The organism is Ruegeria haliotis, assembly GCF_013377785.1.
Classification (GTDB): Bacteria; Pseudomonadota; Alphaproteobacteria; order Rhodobacterales; family Rhodobacteraceae; genus Ruegeria; species Ruegeria haliotis.
In genome coordinates this window covers 246,217-269,504 of the sequence record NZ_JABXWT010000002.1, presented here as the reverse complement: position 1 = coordinate 269,504, position 23,288 = coordinate 246,217, and the positions used below count along the sequence as shown (strand labels likewise).

The 23,288-nt window shown below is 57.8% G+C and carries 22 protein-coding genes and 2 tRNA genes; 9 read left to right on the top strand and 15 right to left on the bottom strand.

Annotation, left to right across the window (positions count from 1 at the left end):
- Window positions 1-75 (bottom strand) — tRNA-Asn (locus HW561_RS06305).
- A gap of 82 nt (window positions 76-157) precedes the next feature.
- Window positions 158-1,069: an MBL fold metallo-hydrolase gene (locus tag HW561_RS06300; RefSeq protein WP_176862823.1), complete on the bottom strand. Its 912-nt coding sequence runs from the start codon at window positions 1,067-1,069 to the stop codon at window positions 158-160.
- A 44-nt stretch (window positions 1,070-1,113) separates the two neighbouring features.
- Between HW561_RS06300 and HW561_RS06295 the strand changes: the two genes are divergently transcribed.
- Both HW561_RS06295 and HW561_RS06290 read left to right on the top strand, forming a co-directional pair.
- A complete protein-coding gene (locus HW561_RS06295; protein ID WP_176862820.1) occupies window positions 1,114-2,433 on the top strand; it encodes an ATP-binding protein in 1,320 nt (439 codons plus the stop codon).
- 97 nt (window positions 2,434-2,530) lie between these two features.
- Window positions 2,531-3,079, top strand: a complete 549-nt coding sequence (locus tag HW561_RS06290; protein ID WP_176862818.1) for a hypothetical protein — start codon at window positions 2,531-2,533, stop codon at window positions 3,077-3,079.
- 124 nt (window positions 3,080-3,203) lie between these two features.
- Here the strand turns inward: HW561_RS06290 and HW561_RS06285 are convergent.
- Window positions 3,204-3,280 (bottom strand) — tRNA-Ile (locus HW561_RS06285).
- 107 nt (window positions 3,281-3,387) lie between these two features.
- Between HW561_RS06285 and purM the strand changes: the two genes are divergently transcribed.
- From purM to rnd, 3 genes are all read left to right on the top strand, one after another.
- On the top strand, window positions 3,388-4,434 hold the full coding sequence (purM, locus tag HW561_RS06280; protein WP_176862816.1) for a phosphoribosylformylglycinamidine cyclo-ligase: 1,047 nt from the start codon (window positions 3,388-3,390) through the stop codon (window positions 4,432-4,434).
- Complete coding sequence (purN, locus tag HW561_RS06275) at window positions 4,431-5,027, top strand: phosphoribosylglycinamide formyltransferase (protein WP_176862815.1); 597 nt, start codon at window positions 4,431-4,433, stop codon at window positions 5,025-5,027. The genes purM and purN overlap by 4 nt, the downstream gene beginning before the upstream one ends.
- 114 nt (window positions 5,028-5,141) lie before the next feature.
- The gene (rnd, locus tag HW561_RS06270) at window positions 5,142-6,299 is read left to right on the top strand and encodes a ribonuclease D (protein WP_176862813.1); all 1,158 of its coding nucleotides are present in this window, start codon (window positions 5,142-5,144) and stop codon (window positions 6,297-6,299) included.
- 6 nt (window positions 6,300-6,305) lie between these two features.
- Here the strand turns inward: rnd and HW561_RS06265 are convergent, their stop codons facing one another.
- Window positions 6,306-6,833: a hypothetical protein gene (locus tag HW561_RS06265; protein WP_176862811.1), complete on the bottom strand. Its 528-nt coding sequence runs from the start codon at window positions 6,831-6,833 to the stop codon at window positions 6,306-6,308.
- Window positions 6,834-6,972: 139 nt separating this feature from the next.
- On the opposite strand from HW561_RS06265, the gene HW561_RS06260 reads away from it, so the two are divergent.
- Window positions 6,973-7,383: a SufE family protein gene (locus tag HW561_RS06260; protein WP_176863648.1), complete on the top strand. Its 411-nt coding sequence runs from the start codon at window positions 6,973-6,975 to the stop codon at window positions 7,381-7,383.
- An 11-nt stretch (window positions 7,384-7,394) separates the two neighbouring features.
- On the opposite strand, the gene HW561_RS06255 is transcribed toward HW561_RS06260, so the two are convergent.
- Both HW561_RS06255 and HW561_RS06250 read right to left on the bottom strand, forming a co-directional pair.
- Window positions 7,395-8,063, bottom strand: a complete 669-nt coding sequence (locus tag HW561_RS06255) for a DUF1638 domain-containing protein (protein WP_176862809.1) — start codon at window positions 8,061-8,063, stop codon at window positions 7,395-7,397.
- Window positions 8,064-8,208: 145 nt separating this feature from the next.
- Window positions 8,209-8,907, bottom strand: coding sequence for a corrinoid protein (locus HW561_RS06250; protein WP_176862807.1), 699 nt, complete (start codon window positions 8,905-8,907; stop codon window positions 8,209-8,211).
- A gap of 308 nt (window positions 8,908-9,215) precedes the next feature.
- On the opposite strand from HW561_RS06250, the gene HW561_RS06245 reads away from it, so the two are divergent.
- Complete coding sequence (locus tag HW561_RS06245; protein ID WP_176862804.1) at window positions 9,216-10,283, top strand: PA0069 family radical SAM protein; 1,068 nt, start codon at window positions 9,216-9,218, stop codon at window positions 10,281-10,283.
- A gap of 51 nt (window positions 10,284-10,334) precedes the next feature.
- On the opposite strand, the gene gltA is transcribed toward HW561_RS06245, so the two are convergent.
- Window positions 10,335-11,630, bottom strand: coding sequence for a citrate synthase (gltA, locus tag HW561_RS06240; protein ID WP_176862802.1), 1,296 nt, complete (start codon window positions 11,628-11,630; stop codon window positions 10,335-10,337).
- A 122-nt stretch (window positions 11,631-11,752) separates the two neighbouring features.
- Window positions 11,753-13,153, bottom strand: coding sequence for a glutamate--tRNA ligase (gltX, locus tag HW561_RS06235; RefSeq protein WP_176862800.1), 1,401 nt, complete (start codon window positions 13,151-13,153; stop codon window positions 11,753-11,755).
- A gap of 78 nt (window positions 13,154-13,231) precedes the next feature.
- Between gltX and HW561_RS06230 the strand changes: the two genes are divergently transcribed.
- Window positions 13,232-15,283, top strand: coding sequence for a ComEC/Rec2 family competence protein (locus HW561_RS06230; protein WP_176862797.1), 2,052 nt, complete (start codon window positions 13,232-13,234; stop codon window positions 15,281-15,283).
- On the opposite strand, the gene lexA is transcribed toward HW561_RS06230, so the two are convergent.
- From lexA to HW561_RS06200, 6 genes are all read right to left on the bottom strand, one after another.
- On the bottom strand, window positions 15,277-15,975 hold the full coding sequence (lexA, locus tag HW561_RS06225) for a transcriptional repressor LexA (protein WP_176862795.1): 699 nt from the start codon (window positions 15,973-15,975) through the stop codon (window positions 15,277-15,279). The two genes, HW561_RS06230 and lexA, sit on opposite strands and share 7 nt — an antisense overlap.
- Before the next feature lie 78 nt (window positions 15,976-16,053).
- On the bottom strand, window positions 16,054-17,226 hold the full coding sequence (locus HW561_RS06220) for a molybdopterin molybdotransferase MoeA (protein ID WP_176862792.1): 1,173 nt from the start codon (window positions 17,224-17,226) through the stop codon (window positions 16,054-16,056).
- Window positions 17,223-17,696: a cyclic pyranopterin monophosphate synthase MoaC gene (gene moaC, locus HW561_RS06215; RefSeq protein ID WP_211198538.1), complete on the bottom strand. Its 474-nt coding sequence runs from the start codon at window positions 17,694-17,696 to the stop codon at window positions 17,223-17,225. The genes HW561_RS06220 and moaC overlap by 4 nt, the downstream gene beginning before the upstream one ends.
- A complete protein-coding gene (gene trpC, locus HW561_RS06210) occupies window positions 17,696-18,508 on the bottom strand; it encodes an indole-3-glycerol phosphate synthase TrpC (protein WP_176862787.1) in 813 nt (270 codons plus the stop codon). Before trpC ends, moaC begins: the two co-directional genes overlap by 1 nt.
- On the bottom strand, window positions 18,505-19,524 hold the full coding sequence (trpD, locus tag HW561_RS06205; RefSeq protein ID WP_176862784.1) for an anthranilate phosphoribosyltransferase: 1,020 nt from the start codon (window positions 19,522-19,524) through the stop codon (window positions 18,505-18,507). The genes trpC and trpD overlap by 4 nt, the downstream gene beginning before the upstream one ends.
- A complete protein-coding gene (locus HW561_RS06200) occupies window positions 19,521-20,102 on the bottom strand; it encodes an anthranilate synthase component II (RefSeq protein WP_176862782.1) in 582 nt (193 codons plus the stop codon). Before HW561_RS06200 ends, trpD begins: the two co-directional genes overlap by 4 nt.
- 197 nt (window positions 20,103-20,299) lie before the next feature.
- On the opposite strand from HW561_RS06200, the gene HW561_RS06195 reads away from it, so the two are divergent.
- Window positions 20,300-21,715, top strand: coding sequence for a divergent polysaccharide deacetylase family protein (locus HW561_RS06195; protein WP_176862780.1), 1,416 nt, complete (start codon window positions 20,300-20,302; stop codon window positions 21,713-21,715).
- A 54-nt stretch (window positions 21,716-21,769) separates the two neighbouring features.
- Here HW561_RS06195 and trpE read toward each other — a convergent pair whose 3' ends face one another.
- Entirely contained in the window at window positions 21,770-23,281 is a 1,512-nt protein-coding gene (trpE, locus tag HW561_RS06190) for an anthranilate synthase component I (RefSeq protein ID WP_176862777.1), read from the bottom strand.
- Window positions 23,282-23,288: the final 7 nt, after the last annotated feature.

Genomic DNA, 23,288 nt, shown 5'->3' with positions numbered 1-23,288 from the left:
TGGCTCCGGCGGTAGGGATCGAACCTACGACCAATTGATTAACAGTCAACTGCTCTACCGCTGAGCTACGCCGGAACGGTTCGCGCCGTATAGCAATCGGGATTTTCGCCGTCCAGAGGGGAAGCGCGCGATTTCAGAAAAATTTTTTCCGAGGTTATCAAGACCGATGAAAAACCGTTGTCACCGCAAGGCGACCATCAGGCGAAACACGCGATTTACCCGTTAAATCAACGAGATGAGCGAAGACATTGCGCTCAGCCGCAGGCAGGAGTGCGGCGGGCGTGTCAGTATAGATACGCTCGGCCAATTGCCGTGCCGAACCGGGTGTGTCCGCCAACGCGGACAGAATTTGGGCCTCTCTTCCCAACCGGTGTTGAATCAACCAGTCCAGCCGCCCGGCAGGATCAGTGATCGGAGCGCCGTGTCCTGCGTGAAACACCGACCAGTCGCGCGCCCTGAGTCGCTGACAAGCTGCCATGAAATCGGTCAGATCTCCGTCAGGTGGAGATACCAGAGAACTGGCCCATCCCATCACGTGATCCGCTGTGAAACAGGTGTCGCCCCAGGCCAGCGCGATGTGATTGCCCAGATGTCCCGGCGTGTGGATCACCTCAAGCTGCCATTCATCGCCGTCGATCACCTCGTTATCGGCCACTTCAGTGTCTGGGCGAAACGCGCTGTCGATGCCTTCTCCGCCTCCGGCTAAACCGTGTTGCGCCAGTTGGGACATGACCTCGCTGCGCCCTGCCTCTGGTCCGCCGAATGCCAAAATCGGCGCCCCGGTCCGCGTGGCCAAAGGCGCAGCCAGAGGGGAATGGTCCAGATGACTGTGGGTGACAATGACATGGCTGATTCTCTGCCTGGGCTGCAACGCGTCCAGAATCGCCTCAAGATGCACATCGCTCAGCGGGCCGGGATCGATGACGGCGATGTCGCGTGTTCCCAACAGATAGGTGTTGGTGCCGCGATAGGTCATGGGTGACGGGTTTGGCGCCAAAATACGCCGCAGCCCCGGTTGCAATTCTACCGCAAGGCCGGGGGGCGGGGCGAAATCGTCAGGTGCCTGCATTCTGCGCTCTTTCTCTTGTCGGGGCAGCCCGCTAGGTTTAGCGCATGTCCACGCATTGGCTCAAACCCTATATGCCTCGCAGCCTTTATGTCCGGGCGGCATTGATTCTGGTTCTTCCGGTGATTGTCCTGTTGCTGGTTGTCGGAATTGCCTTCCTTCAGAAGCATTTGGAGGATGTCACCTCGCAGATGACCCGCACGGTGTCGCGTGAGGTTAATCTTGTCACGGGCGTGATGGACGAGACGGAAACGCAGCAACAGGCATTGGCGGCGGTTCGGCCTGATCTGGCCGCGCTCGATATGAAGGTCCGTTTTCTGGATATCAATGAAGAGCCGGAAATCGGTCGTCGGCGGTGGTACGATTTCCTCGCACCGCAGGTCGAGTCCGAGCTGCGCGCGCGATTGCCGGATCTGATGGCCGTAGCCCTGCCCAGCAGCCAAGAGGCGCGGCTGTTTCTGTCGACGCATCTGGGGGTTTTGCAGCTGAGCTTTGATAGGCGGCGTCTTTCGCCGGCGGCCCCGCATCAGCTGATCGTGACGATGGTGTTTTTCGCAATCATCATGACGTCGATTTCGTTTTTTTATATGCGCAATCAGTTGCGACCAATCACGCGTCTGGCCAAAGCAGCACAGGCTTTTGGTCGGGGCAGGATCGTGCCTTACGCGCCGGGCGGCGCTGTCGAAGTGCGCGCGGCAGGCAATGCGTTTCTGGACATGCGGTCCCGGATCGAACGGCAGATGGAGCAACGCACCCTCATGTTGTCCGGGGTCAGCCATGACCTGCGGACACCCTTGACGCGCCTGAAGCTTGGTTTGTCCATGCTGCCTGAAGAGGAAGCAGCCCCTTTGCAGCAGGATGTCATCGAGATGCAGTCTCTTTTAGATGCTTTCCTGGACTTTTCCCGTGGGGTCGCGGAAAGCGCACCCGAAGAAGTCGAGCCAGAAGTATTTCTGAACCAGATCGTAGATGACGCCAAGCGGGCGGGGTATTCCGCCGAACTGATTTGCGCCGAGGGGCAGGGCACCGTGACGCTGCGCCCAACGGCGATCAGACGGGCCGTTGAAAACCTGATCGGAAATGCGGTCCGATACGGCAATAAGGCGGATGTCAGCCTGACCCTAAACCCCAACTCGCTGCGGATTCGAGTCGAAGATGACGGCCCTGGCATCCCGCCGGAACAGCGCACCGAGGCAGTCAAACCCTTCACGCGCCTTGACCCGGCGCGCAATCAGAATCAGGGCAGCGGCGTTGGTCTTGGTCTGGCAATCGTTGCGGATATCGCACGTGCACACGGTGGTACGTTGCGCCTTGCCGAAAGCGAGCGTTTGGGCGGGCTGTGCGCGGATATCATCATCGGTCGATAGAACTCTGACTATCGCCGGTAAACGCATGCAATTTTGTAATTTTAAGTAGGCATGCAATTCTGATCCCAATTTTATTGAAAGCACAGGGATTAGAAAAATGATTAGGGCTGCACTTAGTAATATCGAGAAAATCATCGTGACCGTCACATCTTTGGCGGCACTTGTTCCAATTACTCAGTTTGCTCGGGAATCCGAAGACAGAAGATTTGAAAGAATGGCGAGTTTCATTGCACTAGGAGATACTTGCAGCGACTGGATGCAGGACGAAGTGATTGAGGGAATGGCATTTGAATTAAAACACTATGTCAAACTAGAGGAAGACGGCCTTGCGCCAATTCCGGTGCAGGTCAGAGCCAACCAGGTCATATATTGCTCTTACGTTCTTGACTATTTTCAAGCGGAATTTCAGAAAATCATTGGACCACCTATAGATGGCACCGATCCGCTTGAAGACATCTTGGAACCTACTGCTGACGAATACCTCGCTATGTTGTTTTATGCGTCTCATTGGGCGGTCCCAATCAAATTCGAAGACTATTTGGTAGGGGTCCGAAACGTGCCAAATTCGGCAGGAACCCATGCATTCTACGAAACACAAAGCCCATGGTGGGAATCTGAAACGGTCGACGATTTTTTGGATTACTAGCATTGCCATTCTGCAGGCCGACGGGACGTCTTAAGTGACGGGTAATCTTCCATATACTCAAACATGACACCGTCAGCGTCGTGGGACACCCGAGTATTGATTTTCAAGGGAAATTTGCGGTTTTTGGTAGGCCCGGAGGGACTCGAACCCCCAACCAAAGCGTTATGAGCGCTCTGCTCTAACCAATTGAGCTACAGGCCCGCCTGAGCGCCTTGGGTATCACGGTGAACGCCCGCGTCAAGCCTGACCGTTGCAACAGAGCGCACAATCGACTAACCCGCCCGCAAAGCACTCATGAGGGACTGACCATGACAGCGGGCAAGAACGGAATCACCTATGCCGATGCAGGCGTGGATATTGATGCAGGCAACGCGCTGGTCGACCGGATCAAGCCCGCAGCCAAAAAGACCAACCGCCCCGGTGTGATGAGCGGGCTGGGTGGCTTTGGCGCTTTGTTCGACCTCAAGGCTGCTGGCTACAACGATCCCATTCTTGTTGGTGCAACCGATGGGGTAGGCACCAAACTGCGGATCGCGATTGATACGGGCGTTGTTGACGGTGTGGGCATCGATCTGGTGGCCATGTGCGTCAATGACCTGATCTGTCAGGGGGCCGAACCGCTATTTTTCCTCGACTATTTTGCCACCGGAAAGCTGGACACGGACACTGCTGCGCGGATCATTGAAGGGATTGCCGAAGGTTGCGCGCAATCAGGCTGTGCCTTGATCGGCGGTGAGACAGCCGAGATGCCGGGCATGTACCCTGATGGTGATTTCGATCTGGCCGGCTTCTCGGTTGGTGCGATGGAACGTGGCGCAGTCCTGCCTGATGGCGTTCAGGCGGGTGACGTACTGCTGGGCTTAGCCTCGAACGGGGTACATTCCAACGGCTACTCACTGGTGCGTAAACTGGTTGAATTGTCCGGCTTGGGCTGGGATGCCGCATCACCCTTTGGCGACGGAGCATTGGGCGAGGCGCTGCTGACACCGACGCGGCTGTATGTGAAACCTGCTTTGGCTGCGATCCGGGCAGGGGGCGTGCATGCGCTGGCCCATATCACGGGTGGTGGTCTGACCGAGAACCTGCCGCGCGTTCTGCCCGAAGGGCTGGGTGCCGAGATCGATCTGAACGCCTGGGAATTGCCGTCGGTCTTTGGCTGGATGGCCGAAACGGGTGGGATTGCCGAAGCCGAGATGCTGAAGACGTTCAACTGTGGCATCGGCATGATCGTGGTCTGTGCCGAAGATCGCGCCGATGAACTGGCGAAAATGCTGTCGGATTTGGGTGAAACCGTTGCCCGTATCGGTTCTGTCATGGACGCGCCCGGGGTTGCGTATTCGGGCAAGCTGTTGTGAGCCACAAGCGCGTCGCCATCCTGGTTTCCGGAGGCGGATCGAATATGGTGTCGCTGGTCGATAGTATGACTGGCGATCACCCGGCGCGGCCTTGTCTGGTCCTGTCGAATGATGCACTGGCGGGTGGTTTGAAGAAGGCGGCGGGTCGAGGCATCCCGACAGCGGCGGTGGATCATCGCCCCTTCAAGGGTGATCGTGCGGCGTTCGAGGCCGAATTGTTGAAACCTCTGCAAGACGCCAAGCCGGATATCGTATGTCTGGCGGGCTTCATGCGGGTTCTGACAGGCGATTTCGTATCGCGCTTTCAGGGACGCATGCTGAATATTCACCCCTCGTTATTGCCCAAATACAAAGGGCTGCACACTCACGCCCGCGCAATCGAGGCAGGGGATGCAGATCATGGCTGCACCGTGCACGAAGTGACGGCTGCATTGGATGATGGGCCGATTCTGGGTCAGGCCCGGGTGCACATCGAAGCGGGCGATACGCCCGAGGATCTGGCAGCGCGGGTTCTGCTATGGGAACACAAACTGTATCCGGCCGTGTTGCGGCGCTTTGCCGAAGGCAACAAGACCCCGGTTCTGCTGCCCTGAACGTCAGTGGGTGATTTACACGCGCCTGTTATTCGTCCTATGGTCGCCCGTATCGCTCGGGATGAGTAAGAACAACGGGCAGTCACAAAAACAAGATCAAGAATAGTACGGCGCATGAAAACCCTGACGACGACGCAAGAGCTGGCCGAATTCTGCAAGGCCGCTGCGGACTACCCTTATGTCACCGTGGATACCGAGTTTCTGCGCGAACGGACATATTACTCGAAACTTTGCCTGATACAGCTGGCGGTCCCATCCGAGGATGAGGGCAGCGCGGTGCTTGTTGACCCTCTGGCCGATGGCCTGTCGCTTGAGCCGCTGTATGAGCTGTTCAAAAATGAAAGCGTGGTCAAAGTATTCCACGCCGCCCGGCAGGATCTGGAAATTTTCTGGGTCGAAGCCGGGGTCTTCCCCAATCCGTTGTTTGACACTCAGGTTGCAGCGATGGTTTGCGGGTTTGGTGAGCAAGTTGGATACGAAACTCTGGTTCGCAAGATCTGCAAGCAGGGCGTGGACAAGACCTCGCGCTTTACCGATTGGTCGCGGCGTCCTTTGACCGATGCGCAAAAAACTTATGCGTTGGCAGATGTGACCCATTTGCGGAAAGTGTATGAGCATCTCGCGGCTGAACTGGAAAAAACCAAGCGCAACCATTGGGTGGCCGAAGAGCTGCGCACGCTGACCCAGTCTGGTACCTATGATGTTCAACCCGACGATGCTTGGAAACGGGTAAAGACCCGAACGAACTCGGCCAAGTTTCTGGCGGTAGTCCGTGAACTGGCGAAGTTTCGCGAGACTTATGCGCAGCAGAACAATGTACCGCGGAATCGCGTGTTCAAGGATGATGCGCTGATTGAGCTGGCCTCAACCAAACCGAAGACACCAGCAGATCTGGGCGGCTCGCGCCTGCTGCTGCGAGAGGCGCGTAAAGGCGCGATTGCGGATGGTATCCTGAGTGCGGTCAAACGCGGTGTGAACTGCCCACCCGATCAGTTACCTGCGGTTGATAACAGCCGTGACAAGCTGAAGGTCAATCCTGCGCTGGCCGATTTGCTACGGGTTTTGCTGAAATCGAAAACCGAAAGCTCGGGCGTGGCGGCCAAACTGATTGCCACAAGTTCTGAGCTTGATCAGATCGCGGCCGGAGAACGAGAGCTTCCTGCGATGTCCGGTTGGCGGTTCGAGGTGTTTGGCGAGGATGCGCTGAAACTGTGTGAAGGCAAGATCGCTCTGGCTGCCAAAGGGCAGGCGGTCAAGGTTGTTGCCTTGTAACGTCGCTTAGCGCCGTCGCGATTCCAGCGCGTTTTGCTGCCCGACCACGCGGACCAGGCGTATGCTCTGCAGATCTTGTGACGAGATGTTAATGGCATCCGACACCATCCGCGTACGCTCGGACCCTTGCGGTGTTTGGCTTTTCGGGTAGTTAACCCGAAACGTGAACTCCAAAACTCCGTTCTTCTCGTTTTCTTCTGACGCCACCGGAACCAACTGAGCGTTGTAAGCGCCTTGGCGCTGTGCGGTGCCCGAGGCGTAGACAATTGCGCCGGACGGTGTCGGATCGATCCGCAGTTCGTCGATTTTAGCAATCGGAACGCTTGTGTCTTCAGCGTCGGAACGTGCGAACAGACCTGTGCCGCTCTTTTGTTTAGGGATCAAAGCGTTGGCTTCGTCCACCGGGGTCGCGGCGACCGGGGCAGGGGTGCTGGAGCCAAACCAGTTTGATGGATTAACCCGCGAGTCACGCCAGCTGTTGCAAGCAGACAGGGTCAAAGCGGCGACGAAAAGAAAAGACAGAGATTTTTGCATGGACCCACAGCTTTTGGCACTAATTCACACAATGGGTTAGCGCAAATTCTTCGCCTTGAAAAGCCACACCGGGGACTGGACAGGCGCCTATCGTCAGCATAGGTCACAAATGTGAATGCAACGGAAGGACCGCCGCACCATGGCAACGCTCGCCTTTGAAGACATTGTCGAGGATTTCGAGTTTCTGGAGGACTGGGAAGACCGGTACCGCCACGTCATCGAGCAGGGCAAAGCGATGGAGCCGCTGGATGATGCGTTCAAAGTGCCGGCCACAAAGGTCAACGGGTGTGCCAGTCAAGTCTGGTTACGCCCGATGATCGACGGTGGGGTGTTCACGTTTGACGGGGACAGTGACGCGTTGATCGTGCGTGGGCTGATCGCGGTTTTACGTTCGCTCTACAATGGTCTTCCAGTGGCCGAGGTGCCAAAGGTGGATGCAGGTGGTGAACTGGCGCGGCTGGGATTGAATGATCACTTGTCTGCACAACGGTCCAACGGGCTGCGTTCCATGATCGAACGCATCCGGGACGTGGCTCAGGAACACGCTTGATCCCAAACGAGTTAATCTGAGAACGGTCGATTAGCCCAGTCGGACAGAGTGGATTCTAGATCCCCGTATCCGGTCAGGCGCCGCTCGAATGCCAAACCCATACGGTCCGCACACTCACGGGCGCGATTGGTTAGGTCCGGATCATCAGTCTGGGCTTGATAAACCAGCTTGGTGTAATTCCCGAAATACATGTCGCGCAGTTGTGGGTGCCGGTCCAACCCCAGCGGTTTCCACACGAAAGCGTCGAATTGCCGGGCAAGGAAATCGGTTAGATAAAAGGCTGTGGTCTCATCATCGCCATGATCTGCGAAGGTCTGATTTCCTTCGAAGAAGGAATAGCAATGCGGGCCTTTGACCATTTCGACCCCCAGCCGCTCGCACGCTTGCTGCAGCAGGCCGCCGGTGCCGCAATCGGCGTAAACGACAAAGACCTGATCATACTGATCGCGATGTTTGGCCACCGCCTCTTCGACTGCCTGCGTAATCCTTTCCGGATGCACATGCAGAATCGCCGGAAGGCAGGTAAGCGCCATGTGGTCCCAGCCGTTGCGTTTCTTGAGGTCCAGGATTTCCCGTGCAAGGGCGCCACAGGCCAACAACAAGATACGGCCATGGCTGCCGTTGTCGGCATAGCCCTGCGTTGTCAGACTGGTATCATCCGGAAGACGGTCTTGTTGCATTCGAATACCCCTTTGGGTGCACTTGGCTGAAACGACTGCTTCGAAGTAAGCCCTTGGTCCTAAGGGCGTGATCCCGTTTTTTTGCACACACAGACAAAAAAGGCCGCTCGGTGACGAGCGGCCTGATAACACCAGAAGTGTGTCGTCAGCCCGCTAGCTGATTGTGCTTGCGCGACATGAAATCCTTGGCCATTTCCACGGCCACGGCTGCATCGCGGCAATATCCGTCCGCGCCGATTGCTTTGCCGAATTCTTCGTTCAACGGCGCACCGCCAACCAGAACAACATATTCTTCGCGCAGGCCCTGTTCAACCAGCGTGTCGATCACGACTTTCATATAAGGCATCGTGGTGGTCAGCAGGGCGGACATGCCCAGAATGTCGGGCTGTTCGGCTTCCAGCGCTTCCAGATAGTTCTCGACTGGGTTGTTGATACCCAGATCGACCACTTCAAAGCCAGCGCCTTCCATCATCATCGAGACGAGGTTTTTGCCGATATCGTGGATGTCGCCCTTGACGGTACCAATAACCATCTTGCCCACACGGGGGGCGCCGGTTTCAGCCAGCAAAGGCTTGAGGATCGTCATGCCGCCTTTCATGGCATTGGCGGCCAGCAGAACTTCGGGGACGAACAGGATACCGTCGCGGAAGTCATGCCCAACAATCGTCATGCCACCGACCAGTGCCTTGGTCAGGATGTCATAAGGGGTCCATCCGCGTTCCAGCAGGATGTTCACGCCTTCTTCGATCTCTTCTTTCAGGCCGTCATAAAGATCATCAAACATTTGCTCGACAAGTTCGTCGTCGTTCAGTTCGGACAGGACGATGTCTTCTTCATCGGACATGGGGTATTCCCTGAGCTGTTCGGGCTATCGGCCCTTGGTGGCATTTTTTCCGTTTTGGCTAAAACGTCGCAGTTTGACTGTGACGATTGCGACCTCGGCGGTTTCGGGACCGACCTATATGATAAAATTTGCGGTTACTCGACGGAATAATCTGCAAGATCATCCTGCATTTGGTTCAGGTTGCGGTCAGAATCGAAAAGTCACCACACTTATGCTTCGTTTCTGCAGGCCCATGACCCGTGCACTCGCGTGACTTGTAGATTGCCTCTGCTTTGGGTACGTTCAAGATAAGAACAAAAGGCGAACAAATGAATGGACATCCCAATATCCGCGGTCGAGGTACAGCATCGAACGATGCTGGCCGCTTCGAGCGGTTTGCGACAGTTGCAGCAGATGATGGTTGGGACAGGGATGAGGATCTGCCTCCGCTCCGGACCGAGGTTCGGGACGAGGTCGCGCGCAGCCTGATCACCTATAACCGTTCGCCGGATTTGCCATTCGACCGGTCGATCAATCCATATCGAGGGTGCGAGCATGGGTGTGTCTACTGCTTTGCCCGTCCAACGCATGCTTATCTCGGATTGTCGGCTGGATTGGATTTCGAAACACGCCTGATCGCACGCCCGAACGCGCCAGAGATTTTGCGCCATGAGCTTTGTGCCAAAGCATACCGGGTTGCACCCATTGCGTTGGGGACAAATACGGACCCCTATCAACCGATCGAGAAATCCCGTTTGATCACAAGGTCCTGTCTTGAGGTGTTGAATAGTTTCAACCATCCCGCAGCCATTGTTACCAAGGGGGCATTGATCGAGCGGGATCTGGAGATTCTAAGCGACATGGCCAGACGGGGCCTTGTGCGGGTCGGGGTTTCGCTAACGACGCTGGATGCCGATCTGTCGCGACGGATGGAGCCTCGCGCGCCGTCACCCGCACGTCGATTACACATGATACGTAACCTGACACAGGCTGGCATTCCGGTGCGGGTGATGACTTCGCCAGTGGTACCGGGCCTGACCGATCACGAATTGGAACAGTTGCTGGAGGCCGGACGGGATGCGGGTGCTGATGCGGCCAGCTGGATCATGCTGCGGTTGCCAAGGGAGGTATCGCAGCTGTGGCAGGAGTGGTTGGCAACACATGAACCTGCGCGGGCGGAAAAGGTCATGTCTCAGTTGCGCGAGATGCATGGTGGGCGGGAATATGATCCACGCTGGGGACATAGAATGCGGGGTGAGGGCGAATATGCCCAGATGATCGCCAAACGGTTCAAGCTGGCAGTAAAGCGTTTGGGGCTGGACACGCATTCGGAGCCGCTGCGATGTGATTTGTTTACAAAGCCACCGCAGGCCGGCGATCAACTCAGCCTGTTCTGACAAAAAAACGCCCCGGAGAATCCGGGGCGTTTGTGCTTTGTCCGTTTGCGATCAGCGATTTTCGATATCGACATAATCGCGGTTTGTTTCGCCCAGATACAGCTGACGAGGGCGACCGATCTTGTTTTGAGGATCGGCGATCATCTCTTTCCACTGGCTGACCCAGCCGACGGTGCGTGACAGGGCGAAGATCGGTGTGAACATCGAGGTCGGGAAGCCCATCGCCTCGAGGATGATGCCCGAATAGAAGTCCACGTTCGGGAACAGTTTCTTGTCGGCAAAATACGGATCTTCCAGGGCCTGTTTCTCAAGCGCCTTGGCGACCTGCAGTTTCGGGTTGTCTTCAATCCCCAGCAGATCCAGCACCTCGTCCGCCGACTGTTTCATCACTTTCGCGCGGGGGTCAAAGTTCTTGTAGACCCGGTGGCCAAAGCCCATCAGGCGGAACGGATCACTCTTGTCCTTGGCGCGATCGATGTACTCGGGGATGCGGTCAACGGTGCCGATCTCTTCCAGCATTTCCAGGCATGCCTGGTTGGCGCCACCATGGGCGGGGCCCCAAAGACAGGCGATGCCAGCGGCAATTGCCGCGAATGGGTTTGCACCCGAGGATGAGGCCAAACGCACGGTCGATGTTGACGCATTCTGTTCGTGATCTGCGTGCAGGGTGAAAATCCGATCCATCGCACGGCTCAGGATGGGATTCACTTCGTAATCTTCGGCCGGAACGGCAAAGCACATGCGCAAGAAGTTGGACGCATAATCCATATCATTGCGTGGATAGATGAACGGCTGACCGATGTGATACTTAAAGGCCCAGGCCGCGATGGTCGGCATCTTGGCGATCAAACGGTGCGAGGCGACCTCACGCTGATGCGGGTCCGAGATATCGGTCGAATCGTGATAGAACGCTGACATTGCACCCACAACACCGACCATGATTGCCATCGGGTGCGCATCCCGGCGGAAGCCGCGATAAAAATACTGCATCTGTTCATGCAGCATAGTGTGATGGGTGATCGTGGATTCGAATTTTTCCAGATCCTTGGCGACCGGCAGCTCGCCGTACAGCAGCAGGTAGCAGACTTCGAGGAAATGAGATTTCCCTGCCAATTGATCAATCGGATATCCGCGGTGCAGCAACTCGCCCTTTTCACCATCGATATAGGTGATGGTGCTGTCGCAACTGGCGGTCGAGGTGAAGCCCGGGTCATACGTAAACACACCCGCTTCGCTATACAGCTTGCGGATGTCGACAACATCAGGTCCAGCGGTCGGAGAATGAACCGGCAACTCATAGTCTTTGCCATGAACAGTCAAAGTGGCTGTTTTGTTGCTATCAGTCATAGTTGTCCCTTCTTCATTCATGCGCAGATCGGATCGCTGTCCGACCTTGCGGGCAACGGCTGCGCCTTGACGCGCAGTCCGGGTGTTAGCGGAGCAGCGTTACCCGACTATGAAGATTGGGTTTACTTCGCTGCCTCAGAAAGCCGCGCCAGGGTTTCGTCCTGACCCAGCACAAGCATCATGTCAAAAACCGAAGGAGTAACGGCCCGGCCTGCCAAAGCAGCCCGAAGCGGGCCTGCCAGTTTGCCGAACTTGAGTCCCCTTGCCTCGGCAAAGGAATTCAGGGCCTCCTCCAGTTCGCTTCGGGACCAGCTAGCATTTTGCAACTGCGGCGTCAATTCTTCCAGTATACCGTCGGATACAGAAGCCAGGGCCTTTGCCGCCTTTTCGTCGGGGACGATGGGACGTTCTGTCAGGACAAAATGCGCTTTTTCAAGCAGTTCCGGGAAAGTGCGGGCGCGATCCTTGAGGCAATACATCGCACGTTCCAGATCACCAGATTGTGTCTGCGTGAGAAGTGGAAGCCCGGCTGCGGCCAAATATCCTTCGATCTCATGCCGCAATGCGGCATCATCCGAGATTGCGGCATGCTGTCCGCACAGGTTTTCCAGCTTTTTTAGATCGAAACGCGCCGGGCTTTTGCCGATTCCATCCAGGTCGAACCACTCCTTGGCTTGGCTATCGGTAAAGAATTCGTCGTCCCCGTGGCTCCAACCCAGACGCGCTAGATAGTTGCGCATGCCTGCGGCGGGATAGCCCATCGCCTGATATTCCTGAGCGCCCAAGGCACCGTGACGCTTACTGAGCTTCTTGCCGTCTGGTCCGTGAATCAACGGAATATGGGCCCAAACCGGGACGTTCCAGCCCATCGCCTCATAGATCATCATCTGACGTGCGGCGTTGTTGAGGTGATCGTCGCCCCGGATCACATGTGTGACGCCCATGTCATGGTCGTCGACCACCACGGCAAGCATGTAGACGGGCGTGCCGTCCGAGCGCAGCAGGATCATGTCGTCCAGTTGATCATTTCGGATGGTGACGTCACCCTGGACCTGATCTTTGATCACGGTGATGCCATCTTGCGGTGCTTTGATGCGAATGGCGAATGGGGCGTCCGGATGGCTGGTAGGGTCAGCATCCCGCCAAGGGCTGCGGAACAGGGTGGATTTGCCCTCCGCCTTCGCTTGCTCGCGGAACGCGGCAATTTCATCTTGGGTCGCGAAGCACTTGTAGGCTTTGCCCTCGGCCAGCAACTGTTGCGCCACCTCGGCGTGACGTGCCGCACCCTCGAATTGAGAGGTCACATCACCGTCGTGATCAAGCCCAAGCCACTCCATCCCTTGCAAGATGGCTGCTGTGGCTTCGGGGGTTGACCTTTCGCGGTCGGTGTCTTCGATCCGCAGCAGAAACTTGCCGCCACGGCCACGCGCATAAAGCCAGTTGAACAGCGCAGTGCGCGCGCCACCGATATGCAGAAATCCGGTGGGAGAGGGGGCAAAGCGGGTGACGACCTGATCGGACATTGTGTTGATTAACCTTTTGGTAACCGCAAAGGGCATAGTTTGGCGCCTGTCTAACGAGCCCGAAGGACGGGGGCAACCATGCGTGTTCTTGCACGGATCGAGACCGCGCTGCTGAACCAGACCGGGTATTTGTTTCCGTGGTCGCCGGTCTGTCTGGCCGTCGGGATCGGCCTTTATTTTGGTCTGCGGTTTGAGCCAGACTGGCCGGTTTATGCTGGTCTCGCCTGCTTGGGGATCATGCTGATCAGCTTGTGCCGCGTGCTGTCGCAAGGATGGGGATCGTTGGCAATGGGGGGGGCGCTGGTCGTTGCCGGGTTCATACTGGCAGGTGCGCGCGCCCATATGGTGGCAGAGCCCGTACTGTCCTGGCGTTACTACGGACCTGTCGAGGGGAGGGTCGTTGCCATGGACCGCTCTGCCTCGGATGCGCTGCGATTGACGCTGGACCAGGTGCGGATAGGGGACGTGCCTCAGGACCGCAGACCGCAGCGCATCCGTCTTTCCGTTCATGGTGACGCGGGCCTGATCACACCAGGCCAACGGATCATGACGACTGCGCATCTGTCACCTCCGCAAGGTCCGGTTGAACCCGGTGGCTTTGATTTCCGCCGTCATGCATGGTTTCAGCGTCTGGGCGCTGTGGGGTACACGCGCGTGCCCATCGTAACCGTTGCGCCGGCTCGGGATGGGACCAAGGGTGTCCGGGTCACGGCTTGGCGTATGGCGATTTCGCAGAGGGTTCGCGATGTTCTTCCGGGTGAAGTGGGCGGTTTTGCTGCCGCCGTCACGACCGGAGATCGCAGCGGCATGGGGCAGGCGGCCCTGAATGGGTTACGGGCGTCGAACCTGGCTCACCTGCTCGCAATCTCGGGCCTGCATATGGGCTTGTTGACCGGCTTCATATTTGTAACCGTCCGGATCGGTCTGTCTGCGGTCCCGGCACTGGCGTTGCGTGTTCCTGTACGTAAGGTGGCTGCGGTCTGCGCATTGGTGGCGGCCGTCATTTATCTGATGCTGTCAGGCGGCAACGTCGCCACCGAGCGGGCTTTTGTCATGGTCAGCGTCATGTTGGGCGCCGTGCTGATCGACCGACGCGCAATATCATTGCGAGCCGTCGCTGTTGCGGCTTGGATCGTGCTGTTCCTGCGCCCTGAATCTTTGCTCAGCCCGGGGTTCCAGATGTCGTTTGCCGCGACAACGGCTCTGGTGGCCATCTTCGGTGCCCTGCGGGATCTGGGCCCCATACCCGGTCCAAACTGGCTGAAACCTGTTGCCGGAGTGCTGTTGTCTTCGGCTATCGCCGGGCTGGCGACCGCCCCGATTGGGGCGGCACATTTCAATACGATGTCCCATTATGGGCTGCTTGCGAATGTTCTGTCTGTGCCCGTCATGGGGACAATTGTTGTTCCGGCTGCCGTTGTCGCGGCGCTGTTGGCGCCTTTCGGTCTAGAAGCGATTGGATTGACCGTCATGGGCATTGGATTGCGCTGGATTCTGTCCGTGTCTGACTGGGTGTCGGGATTGGATGGGGCGCAAGGATTTGTGGTCAGCCCGCCGTGGTTTGTGCTTCCGCTCATCGCGCTGGGGGCGTTGTCGCTCGCGCTGTGGCAGGGTCGTTTGAGATGGGTTGGTGTTGTGCCAGTCCTTGCGGCCTTTCTGTTGTGGGACTCGGGGCATCGTCCGAAAGTGCTGGTGGCCGCATCCGGTGGCCTTGTGGGTGTCATGACAGATGAAGGCCGTGCATTGAGCAAGAAGAAAGGCAGCGGATTTGTCGCGACAGTCTGGCTGGAAAACGATGGCGACGGCGTGGACCAAACGCAAGCGGCCCTTCGGTGGCCGCAGGACACGGGCGTTGTCCAGCGGTTTAGCTTGAACGATAAGGAGCTGATTCACCTGACCGGAAAGCGCGCAGCGCGCGTTTTTGATGAATGCTACGAGAACCAGATCATCGTGTCCGCAGTCGCTGTGGACCTGAAAGGCAAATGCGGGGTGTTCGACCCCGACCGGTTGCTTGAGACCGGCAGCCTGTCTTTTTCAGATGGGCAGATGACAACCAGCGCCGAGATGACCGGTTATCGGCTTTGGTCCCCGAAACACTTCGGGGACCGCCGGTCCGAACGGAATCAATAAGTGCGGATCAGACCCACCAGCCGTCCCTGAACCTTGACCTTATCTTCGGGCAGAACGCGCGTTTCATAGGCTGGGTTCGCCGCTTCCAACGCGATGGCGTGACCGCGACGGAAGAACCGTTTCAGAGTGGCTTCCTGATCTTCGACCAGTGCGACTACGATGTCACCATTATCCGCAACAGACGTTTCGCGGATAACGACCACGTCACCGTCATTGATCCCGGCATCAATCATCGAGTCCCCTTGAACCTCCAGCGCATAGTGTTGGCCCTGACCAGATACCATCGGTCCGGGTACGGCAACCTGATGAGAGACATGGCTGATCGCTTCGATCGGGACACCCGCAGCGATCCGGCCCATCACGGGTAATTCCATCGCATCAACCGAGACCGGTTCGAAATTCGCCGGACGTGATCCGGTCGGCTTGTCGCCTTCGATAACGCGCGGGTTAAACCCGACGGTCGGCTCGCCGCCCAAGCTTTCGGGTAGCTTCACAATCTCGATGGCGCGGGCGCGGTGTGCGAGACGCCGGATGAAGCCGCGTTCTTCCAGTGCGGTGATCAACCGGTGGATGCCGGATTTCGATCGCAGGTCCAGCGCGGTCTTCATTTCGTCGAAACTGGGCGGAACACCGTCCGCCTGCACGCGTTTGTGGATGAATTCCAGCAAATCCAATTGCTTCTTGGTCAGCATCGCTCACACCTCGTCGCTCATGCGTTTTCTTTTGTTCTACGCATGTTCACGTTTTGTGTCAACTGATTTGCATGAGCTTTAGAGAGGGAGGTACAGAACCTCATCCCCGGTCTTTTGCGTGGAATCCTGTGGCGGACGTACCAAAAGCGCGTTCGCCTCGGCCAGCACACTCAGCAATGAGCTGTCCTGATCCGGACATGCGCGGATGCCGTTTTCATCCAGTATTGCCCGCATGTAATGCTCGCGCGGGCCGTTGGCGGGCAGTGGTTCGGTCAGCTTGGCGCGCTGAAACGAAGTCAGGACTTGATCCAGCCCCAACATTCGCCGCACCATCGGGGCCAGAAACAGATATCCGCACACCATCGCACTCACCGGATTTCCGGGCAGGCCGACCATTGCCGCATCACCCAAACGGCCCGCCATCAGCGGTTTGCCCGGGCGCATGCGGATTTTGTAGAATGACCGCTCCATCCCCAGACCGTGTGAAACGTCCGAAACCAGGTCGTAATCGCCCACCGACGCCCCACCGATTGTCACCACCAGATCAGCACCCCGGGCCAGATCAAAGGCGGTTTCCAGTGAAGACACTGTGTCCTGTGCAATAGGCAGGATGCGAACACGGGCTCCGAGATCTTCCAGCAATGCCTGCAATCCGAAGGTGTTCGATGCGATGATCTGGTCAGGGCCGGGCGTTTCACCGGGCATGACCAGTTCGTCTCCTGTCGAGATCAGTGCGATTTCCGGCCTCTGGGTAACCGGTACCTGCGGGATATTCATCGCAGCCATCAGCGCCACATCTTCTGCGCGGATCAGGCGGGGCGCCGAGATAGTCGTGCCTTTGGTGAAATCAACACCTGTCGGCCGTATATTGACTTTGGGGCCGGGGGCGTCGGTGATTGTGATCAGATCGCCGCGCCTTTCGGTATCTTCCTGAATGACAACGAAATCAGCGCCTTCAGGAACGGGTGCGCCAGTAAAGATGCGAACGGCCTGACCGGGTCCGACCGATCCGTCAAACCGTCGCCCGGCCGCAGATTCACCGACGATCTTGAACATCGCGTGCCGTTCGACTTCGGCTGCCTTTACCGCATAACCATCCATTGACGATGCGGCGAACGGGGGCTGATTCCGGGTGGCGACAACGTCCTGTGCCAGAACACGACCGGCGGATTTCGCCAGTGGAGTGTGTTCAGCAGGAAGAGGTGCGACCAGATCAAAAAGCAGCTCACGTGCGTCATTTACGCTGATCATTTTGCTTCGTAACGTCCTGATTTTCCGCCATCCTTCAGGAGAACACGCAGGCCGCCGATCTCCATGGCTTTATCGACGGCTTTGGTCATGTCATACACTGTCAACGCCGCCGTTGATGCTGCGGTCAGCGCTTCCATCTCTACGCCTGTTTGGCCGGAGGTTTTAACGGTGGCCTCGATCTGTACACCGGGGAGATCCGGGTCCAGCGAAAGCTCTACCGAAACCTTTGTCACTGGCAAAGGGTGGCAGAGCGGAATAAGGTCGGGTGTTTTCTTGGCGCCCATGATGCCTGCCAAGCGTGCGACCCCCAAGACATCACCTTTCTTGGCGCGACCTTCGGAAATAATGTCAAAGGTCTCGCGGGCCATTTTGATATGAGCGGCTGCCACAGCGACACGATCCGTAATCGCTTTGTCCGAGACATCCACCATATGCGCCTGGCCTTGCGCGTCGAAATGGGTCAGCGGCATCACATCACTCCGGGGATCAGAGGATTGGCCAGCAGGTGGCGCGTGGCCGAGGCCACATCGTCCTGCCGCATGAGGCTTTCGCCAATCAGAAAGCAACGCGCGCCATAGCGGGCAATATCGGATAGATCTTCGGGTTTGCTCAGACCGCTTTCGCACACAATGGTTCGGTCGCCCGGAACCAGTTTTGACAACCGCCGTGTCGTATCAAGAGTGGTCTCGAACGTCTTGAGATTGCGGTTGTTTATGCCGATCAACGGGCTTTTCAGTTGCGCAGCACGCTCCAGTTCCGCTTCGTCATGAACTTCGATCAGAACGTCCATGCCCCAGTCAAACGCTGTCTGCTCCAGTTCGGCGGCCTGATCATCCTCGACCGATGCCATGATGATCAGTATGCAATCCGCCCCCAACGCGCGGGCTTCGACCACCTGATAGGGATCGTACATGAAATCCTTGCGAAGCGCGGGCAACGTTGTCGCGGCGCGGGCCTGTGTCAGGTATTCTTTGGCGCCCTGAAAGCTGGGTGTGTCGGTCAGGACAGACAGACAAGCCGCGCCGCCTTCTTCATAGGCTTTGGCCAATTCGGGCGGATCAAAGTCCGGACGGATCAACCCTTTGCTTGGGCTGGCTTTCTTGACCTCGGCAATCAGCCCATAGCCCTGTCGTGATGCGGTCTGCAATGCCTTGGCAAAGCCACGCACCTCGGGGGCGCCTCTGGCTTCGCTCTCCAGCGTTTCCAAAGGCTTACGTGCTTTGTCAGCCGCGACTTCTTCCAGTTTGTAGGCTTTGATTTTGTCCAGAACGGTCTCGGTCATGCGGCTTCCTGTGTCATGCGGGCGAGGGCGGTGATCTTATCTTTGGCCTTGCCGCTGTCGATGCTCTCGGCGGCTTTTGCGACGCCTTCGCGTAAATCACTTGCTGCGTCAGCAACAACCAGCGCTGCCGCTGAATTCAGTAACACTGCGTCGCGATAAGCCGAGGGTGCGCCATCCAAAAGGGCGCGGAAGGCAATTGCATTTTCCTCTGGTGTACCGCCGAGAATGTCCTCGAACGGATGCACGGGCAGGCCCGCATCCTCGGGGTGCAACTCGACATCCTTGACGGTGCCGTTTTCCAAGGCCGCCACCCAACTGACCCCGGTGATGGTCAATTCGTCCGTTCCATCCGATCCGTGAACCAGCCAGGCGCGCTCGGCCCCCAGCAAGTCCAGCGTTTCCGCCATGGGGCGGATCAACTCGCGACTGAAGGCGCCGGTTAGCTGGCGTTTGACGCCCGCTGGGTTGGTCAACGGACCAAGAATGTTGAAAATCGTGCGCGTTCCCAGCTCTTGCCGTGAGGGCATGACATGGGCGATAGCTGGATGGTGCATCGGTGCCATCATAAAGCCGATACCAACGTCTTTTAGCGCCCTTTCAACGGTTTGTGGTCCAACCATCACGTTGATGCCCATCTGACCCAACGCATCCGCCGCGCCAGATTTGGAGCTCAGGTTGCGGTTGCCATGCTTGGCGACCGTGACACCTGCGCCAGCAACGACAAAGGCCGTCGCGGTCGAGATGTTCAGCGTACCTTTACCATCACCGCCCGTTCCGACGATATCAATCGCACCCACGGGTGCGTTTACCGCATTGCACTTGGCGCGCATTACTGCGGCGGCAGCGGCATATTCATCAACCGTTTCACCGCGCGTACGCATCGCCATCAGCAAACCGCCGATCTGGCTGGGCGTGGCTTCGCCGTTAAACAGAATACCAAAGGCCTGCTCTGCTTCGGCACGGGTCAGGGGGCGGTCGGCTGCGGTTCCGATCAGCGGCTTTAGCGCGTCACTCATGCGGGGACTTTCAATTCTTGCAGGAAGTTCTTCAGCAGGGCGTGGCCATGCTCGGATGCGATGGATTCGGGATGAAACTGGACACCGTGCATTGGCAACTCTTTGTGTTGCAGGCCCATGATGGTGCCATCTTCCAGTTCGGCCGTGATTTCCAAACAGTCGGGCAGCGTTTCGCGTTCAACGATCAAAGAATGATATCGCGTTGCCTCGAAAGGCGACGGCAGGCCAGCGAACACGCCTTTACCTGTGTGGTGCATCATGCCCATCTTGCCATGGACGATCTCGTGGCAGCGAATGACGTTACCGCCAAACACCTGTCCAATGGTCTGGTGTCCAAGGCAAACGCCCAACAGTGGCGTTTTCGTCTCGGCCGCGGCTTCCGTCAGCGCCAGGCAAATTCCGGCCTGATCAGGGTCACAGGGGCCAGGGCTGAGCAGGATTCCAGCCGGGTTCATGGCCATCGCTTCTTGCACATCCAGTGCATCATTACGGCGAATGACCATTTCGGCACCAAGTTCGCCTAAATAATGTACCAGGTTGTAGGTAAACGAGTCGTAGTTGTCGATCAGCAGCAGCATTTGGGCACTTATCTCGGCTTGGGCATTTCAGGCTGGCGATGCAGCCTTAGGCCACGGTATAATGTCGGGACATACATGCTCAGGCTTGTGCGGCAGCGTCAAGGGGACATCCCGTTCCAAACGCGCCAGCAAGATCAGTGCTGCGACAGATGGCGCGACGACGAGCACGGCATTGGAAGAGGCGAGAGGCAAGAGTAATGGGCGGATTTTTCGGAGGAATGATCGCAGGGGCGGTCGTTGTTTTGATTTTAGGCGCGGTATTGTCATTGAGCACGCCGTTGGCCAACAAGTCGGTTGTGGCAACTCAGACTCCCAAAGCCGCACCGGTCGAAGTACCGGAAAGTTCGGCGGGGATTGCAGAGGCCGGATCAGACGCTGATCTGGTGGAATTGCCCCCCCTTGCGCCGAAAGCCGCCGAGGAAGAAGCCGAGGGTTTGGCAGACCTGTCCGAGATTGATTCAGCGCCGGATACGCAACCGACAATCGGTGGAGCGACGCAGGAGCTTGAACAACCCGATCCGACTGTCTCGACCGAAGTGTCTGTTGTGATCGAACCGCCAGCGACACCGCCTGCGCCAAGCTCGGCACCGGCTTCTCCGCAGGACGAAGAACAACCGGTGACGATTGATGAAACGCCAGCACCGCCGGCCGAACCGGAAAGCGAAGAGGTGGCGGTGATTCTACCGGAATTCGCGCCGGAATCACCTGAGGTCATTCAAGACCCAGAGGTCGAAAACCCGTTCGAAAATAGCCCCATTGCTGTCGAAGGGGACGAAGACGTGCTGCCTCGCGAATTGCCTCGGATAGCGGCTTTGCCTCAGATTGGTGGCGAACAGACCTCTGCAAGCAATTCAATTGTAGGTACGCGGGTCGTCCCGCTGACCGACCGTGATGATGCCCCAACCGAGGAAGTCAGTGTTGAAGTCGAAAGTGTATCCGGCAACCCGATCGAGGCTTTCGCTGCCACCTTTGACAACCCCGATTCCAAGCCACTGATGTCCATCATCCTGATTGATGATGAGGGCTCTTTCGGGGCCGAAGCACTGCAAGATTTCCCGTATCCGATCAGCTTTGCCGTCAGCCCGTCTGATCCCAATGCGGTCAGTAAGATGGCGCAACACCGCGCTGCCGGGTTCGAGGTGCTGGCGCTGGCCGATATGCCCGAAGCAGCCAGCGCGCAGGATGCCGAGGTTTCATTGGCCGTCTGGCTGGATACTTTGCCCGAAACCGTTGGAATTCTCGAAGGTGTCGAGACGGGTATTCAGGGCAACCGGAAACTGGCTGATCAGGTGGCCGCAATTGCAGGTGGAACCGGGCGTGGCCTGATCATGCAGGACAACGGTCTGAATACAGTGCAAAAGCTGGCGGCGCGCAACGGGGTTCCTTCGGGTGTGGTGTTCCGCGACATCGACGGGGCCCGGCAGGATCCCGGTATCATGCGCCGTTTTCTGGATCAGGCGGCCTTCCGGGCTGGTCAGGAGGGGACCGTTGTGATGTTGGGTCGGGTCCGCCCCGAGACAATCTCAGCCTTGCTGCTTTGGGGGTTAGAGGATCGTGGCAGCCGCGTAGCCATGGCCCCAATCTCGGCGGTCATGATGAAAGAAATCCAGTAAATTTCGCAGAATGAGCAAAAAGGGCGGCGATCTCAGGATCTGCCGCCCTTTTGTTTAACTGTTGCCTGAGCCCGTGAAACGCGCCGCATCCGCCGCAGCCCGACGGATGGCGTTGGATTTGTGGACGGTCTCCATGTATTCCGATTCGGGATCGCTATCATAGACGACGCCACCACCGGCCTGAATATACAGTTTGTGATCCTTCACGATCGCCGTGCGCAGGGCGATGCACATATCCATGTCGCCCCCCGCGCTGAAATACCCCACGCCGCCGCCATAGACGCCGCGTTTTTCGGGCTCCAGCTCGTCGATGATTTCCATCGCGCGCACCTTCGGTGCACCTGAAACGGTGCCCGCGGGCATCCCGGCAAAGAAAGCGTCCAGCGCGTCCTTGCCCTCGGCCAGTTCACCGACAACGTTGGATACGATGTGCATGACGTGGCTGTAGCGTTCGATGATGAACTCTTCGGTCGGGCGTACGGTGCCGATCTTGGCCACACGACCCGTGTCGTTGCGGCCCAGATCCAGCAGCATCAGGTGTTCTGCCAATTCCTTTTTGTCGGCCAGCAGGTCCACTTCGTTCGCTTTATCCTCTTCGGGCGTCGCACCGCGAGGGCGGGTGCCAGCAATAGGTCGAATCGTAACTTCGTTGCCAAAGACGCGCACCAGAATTTCCGGGCTGGCGCCAACCACCTGAAAGCCGCCGAAGTTGAAATAGAACATGAACGGCGACGGATTCGTACGCCGCAGCGAACGATACAGCGCAAACGGCGGCAGCGGGAATTCCTGCGTCCAACGTTGTGCCGGAACGACCTGAAAGATGTCGCCTGCGCGGATGTAGTCCTTGGCCTTCTCGACCGCTTCCATGTAGCCGGATTTGGTGAAATTCGAAACGGGCGGGGCGACTTCATGTGCGTCGCCCAGATCGCGTGTTTCCGCAGGCATCGCGCGTTCCAGATCACGCACGGCGTCCATCACGCGTTCGGCGGCCTGCGCATAGGCGGCTTTGGCCGATTGACCGTCGCTGACCCAGGCGGGGGAGACAACTGTTACTTCGCCCTTCACCCCGTCCAGAACCGCGACGACCGAAGGGCGCAGCATAATCGCGTCCGGCAGGCCCAGCGGATCGGGATTCACGTCCGGCAGGTATTCGACCAGCCGCACCATATCGTACCCCAAATAGCCGAATAGGCCTGCCGCTGCTTGCGGCAGATCATCGGGTAGGGCGATGCGACTTTCGGCGAGCAAGGCGCGCAGATTGTCCAACGGGTTGCCGTCTTGCGGCGTGAAGGCGTCGGCATCGAAACGGGCCGAACGATTCAGTGCAGATGTCTCACCATGACAGCGCCAGACCAGATCCGGTTTCATACCGATGATCGAATAGCGCCCGCGCACTTCACCACCAGTGACCGACTCGAGCATGAAGGCGTCTTTCTGCGCGCCCGTCAGCTTGAACATCAGCGAAACGGGTGTGTCCAGATCGGCGGCAAGGCGAGTGTATACGACTTGGTTTTCACCCGCTTCATAGGCGCGCGCGAAGGTATCGAAATCTGGTGTCAGGGCCATGTCGGTC

Bases quoted from the DNA above. Each gene is read 5' to 3' on its own strand.
- HW561_RS06300 (WP_176862823.1), bottom strand. From the start codon at position 1,069: ATGCAGGCACCTGACGATTTCGCCCCGCCCCCCGGCCTTGCGGTAGAA.
- HW561_RS06295 (WP_176862820.1), top strand. From the start codon at position 1,114: ATGTCCACGCATTGGCTCAAACCCTATATGCCTCGCAGCCTTTATGTC.
- HW561_RS06290 (WP_176862818.1), top strand. From the start codon at position 2,531: ATGATTAGGGCTGCACTTAGTAATATCGAGAAAATCATCGTGACCGTC.
- purM (WP_176862816.1), top strand. From the start codon at position 3,388: ATGACAGCGGGCAAGAACGGAATCACCTATGCCGATGCAGGCGTGGAT.
- rnd (WP_176862813.1), top strand. From the start codon at position 5,142: ATGAAAACCCTGACGACGACGCAAGAGCTGGCCGAATTCTGCAAGGCC.
- HW561_RS06265 (WP_176862811.1), bottom strand. From the start codon at position 6,833: ATGCAAAAATCTCTGTCTTTTCTTTTCGTCGCCGCTTTGACCCTGTCT.
- HW561_RS06260 (WP_176863648.1), top strand. From the start codon at position 6,973: ATGGCAACGCTCGCCTTTGAAGACATTGTCGAGGATTTCGAGTTTCTG.
- HW561_RS06255 (WP_176862809.1), bottom strand. From the start codon at position 8,063: ATGCAACAAGACCGTCTTCCGGATGATACCAGTCTGACAACGCAGGGC.
- HW561_RS06250 (WP_176862807.1), bottom strand. From the start codon at position 8,907: ATGTCCGATGAAGAAGACATCGTCCTGTCCGAACTGAACGACGACGAA.
- HW561_RS06245 (WP_176862804.1), top strand. From the start codon at position 9,216: ATGAATGGACATCCCAATATCCGCGGTCGAGGTACAGCATCGAACGAT.
- gltA (WP_176862802.1), bottom strand. From the start codon at position 11,630: ATGACTGATAGCAACAAAACAGCCACTTTGACTGTTCATGGCAAAGAC.
- gltX (WP_176862800.1), bottom strand. From the start codon at position 13,153: ATGTCCGATCAGGTCGTCACCCGCTTTGCCCCCTCTCCCACCGGATTT.
- HW561_RS06230 (WP_176862797.1), top strand. From the start codon at position 13,232: ATGCGTGTTCTTGCACGGATCGAGACCGCGCTGCTGAACCAGACCGGG.
- lexA (WP_176862795.1), bottom strand. From the start codon at position 15,975: ATGCTGACCAAGAAGCAATTGGATTTGCTGGAATTCATCCACAAACGC.
- HW561_RS06220 (WP_176862792.1), bottom strand. From the start codon at position 17,226: ATGATCAGCGTAAATGACGCACGTGAGCTGCTTTTTGATCTGGTCGCA.
- moaC (WP_211198538.1), bottom strand. From the start codon at position 17,696: ATGCCGCTGACCCATTTCGACGCGCAAGGCCAGGCGCATATGGTGGAT.
- trpC (WP_176862787.1), bottom strand. From the start codon at position 18,508: ATGACCGAGACCGTTCTGGACAAAATCAAAGCCTACAAACTGGAAGAA.
- trpD (WP_176862784.1), bottom strand. From the start codon at position 19,524: ATGAGTGACGCGCTAAAGCCGCTGATCGGAACCGCAGCCGACCGCCCC.
- HW561_RS06200 (WP_176862782.1), bottom strand. From the start codon at position 20,102: ATGCTGCTGCTGATCGACAACTACGACTCGTTTACCTACAACCTGGTA.
- HW561_RS06195 (WP_176862780.1), top strand. From the start codon at position 20,300: ATGGGCGGATTTTTCGGAGGAATGATCGCAGGGGCGGTCGTTGTTTTG.
- trpE (WP_176862777.1), bottom strand. From the start codon at position 23,281: ATGGCCCTGACACCAGATTTCGATACCTTCGCGCGCGCCTATGAAGCG.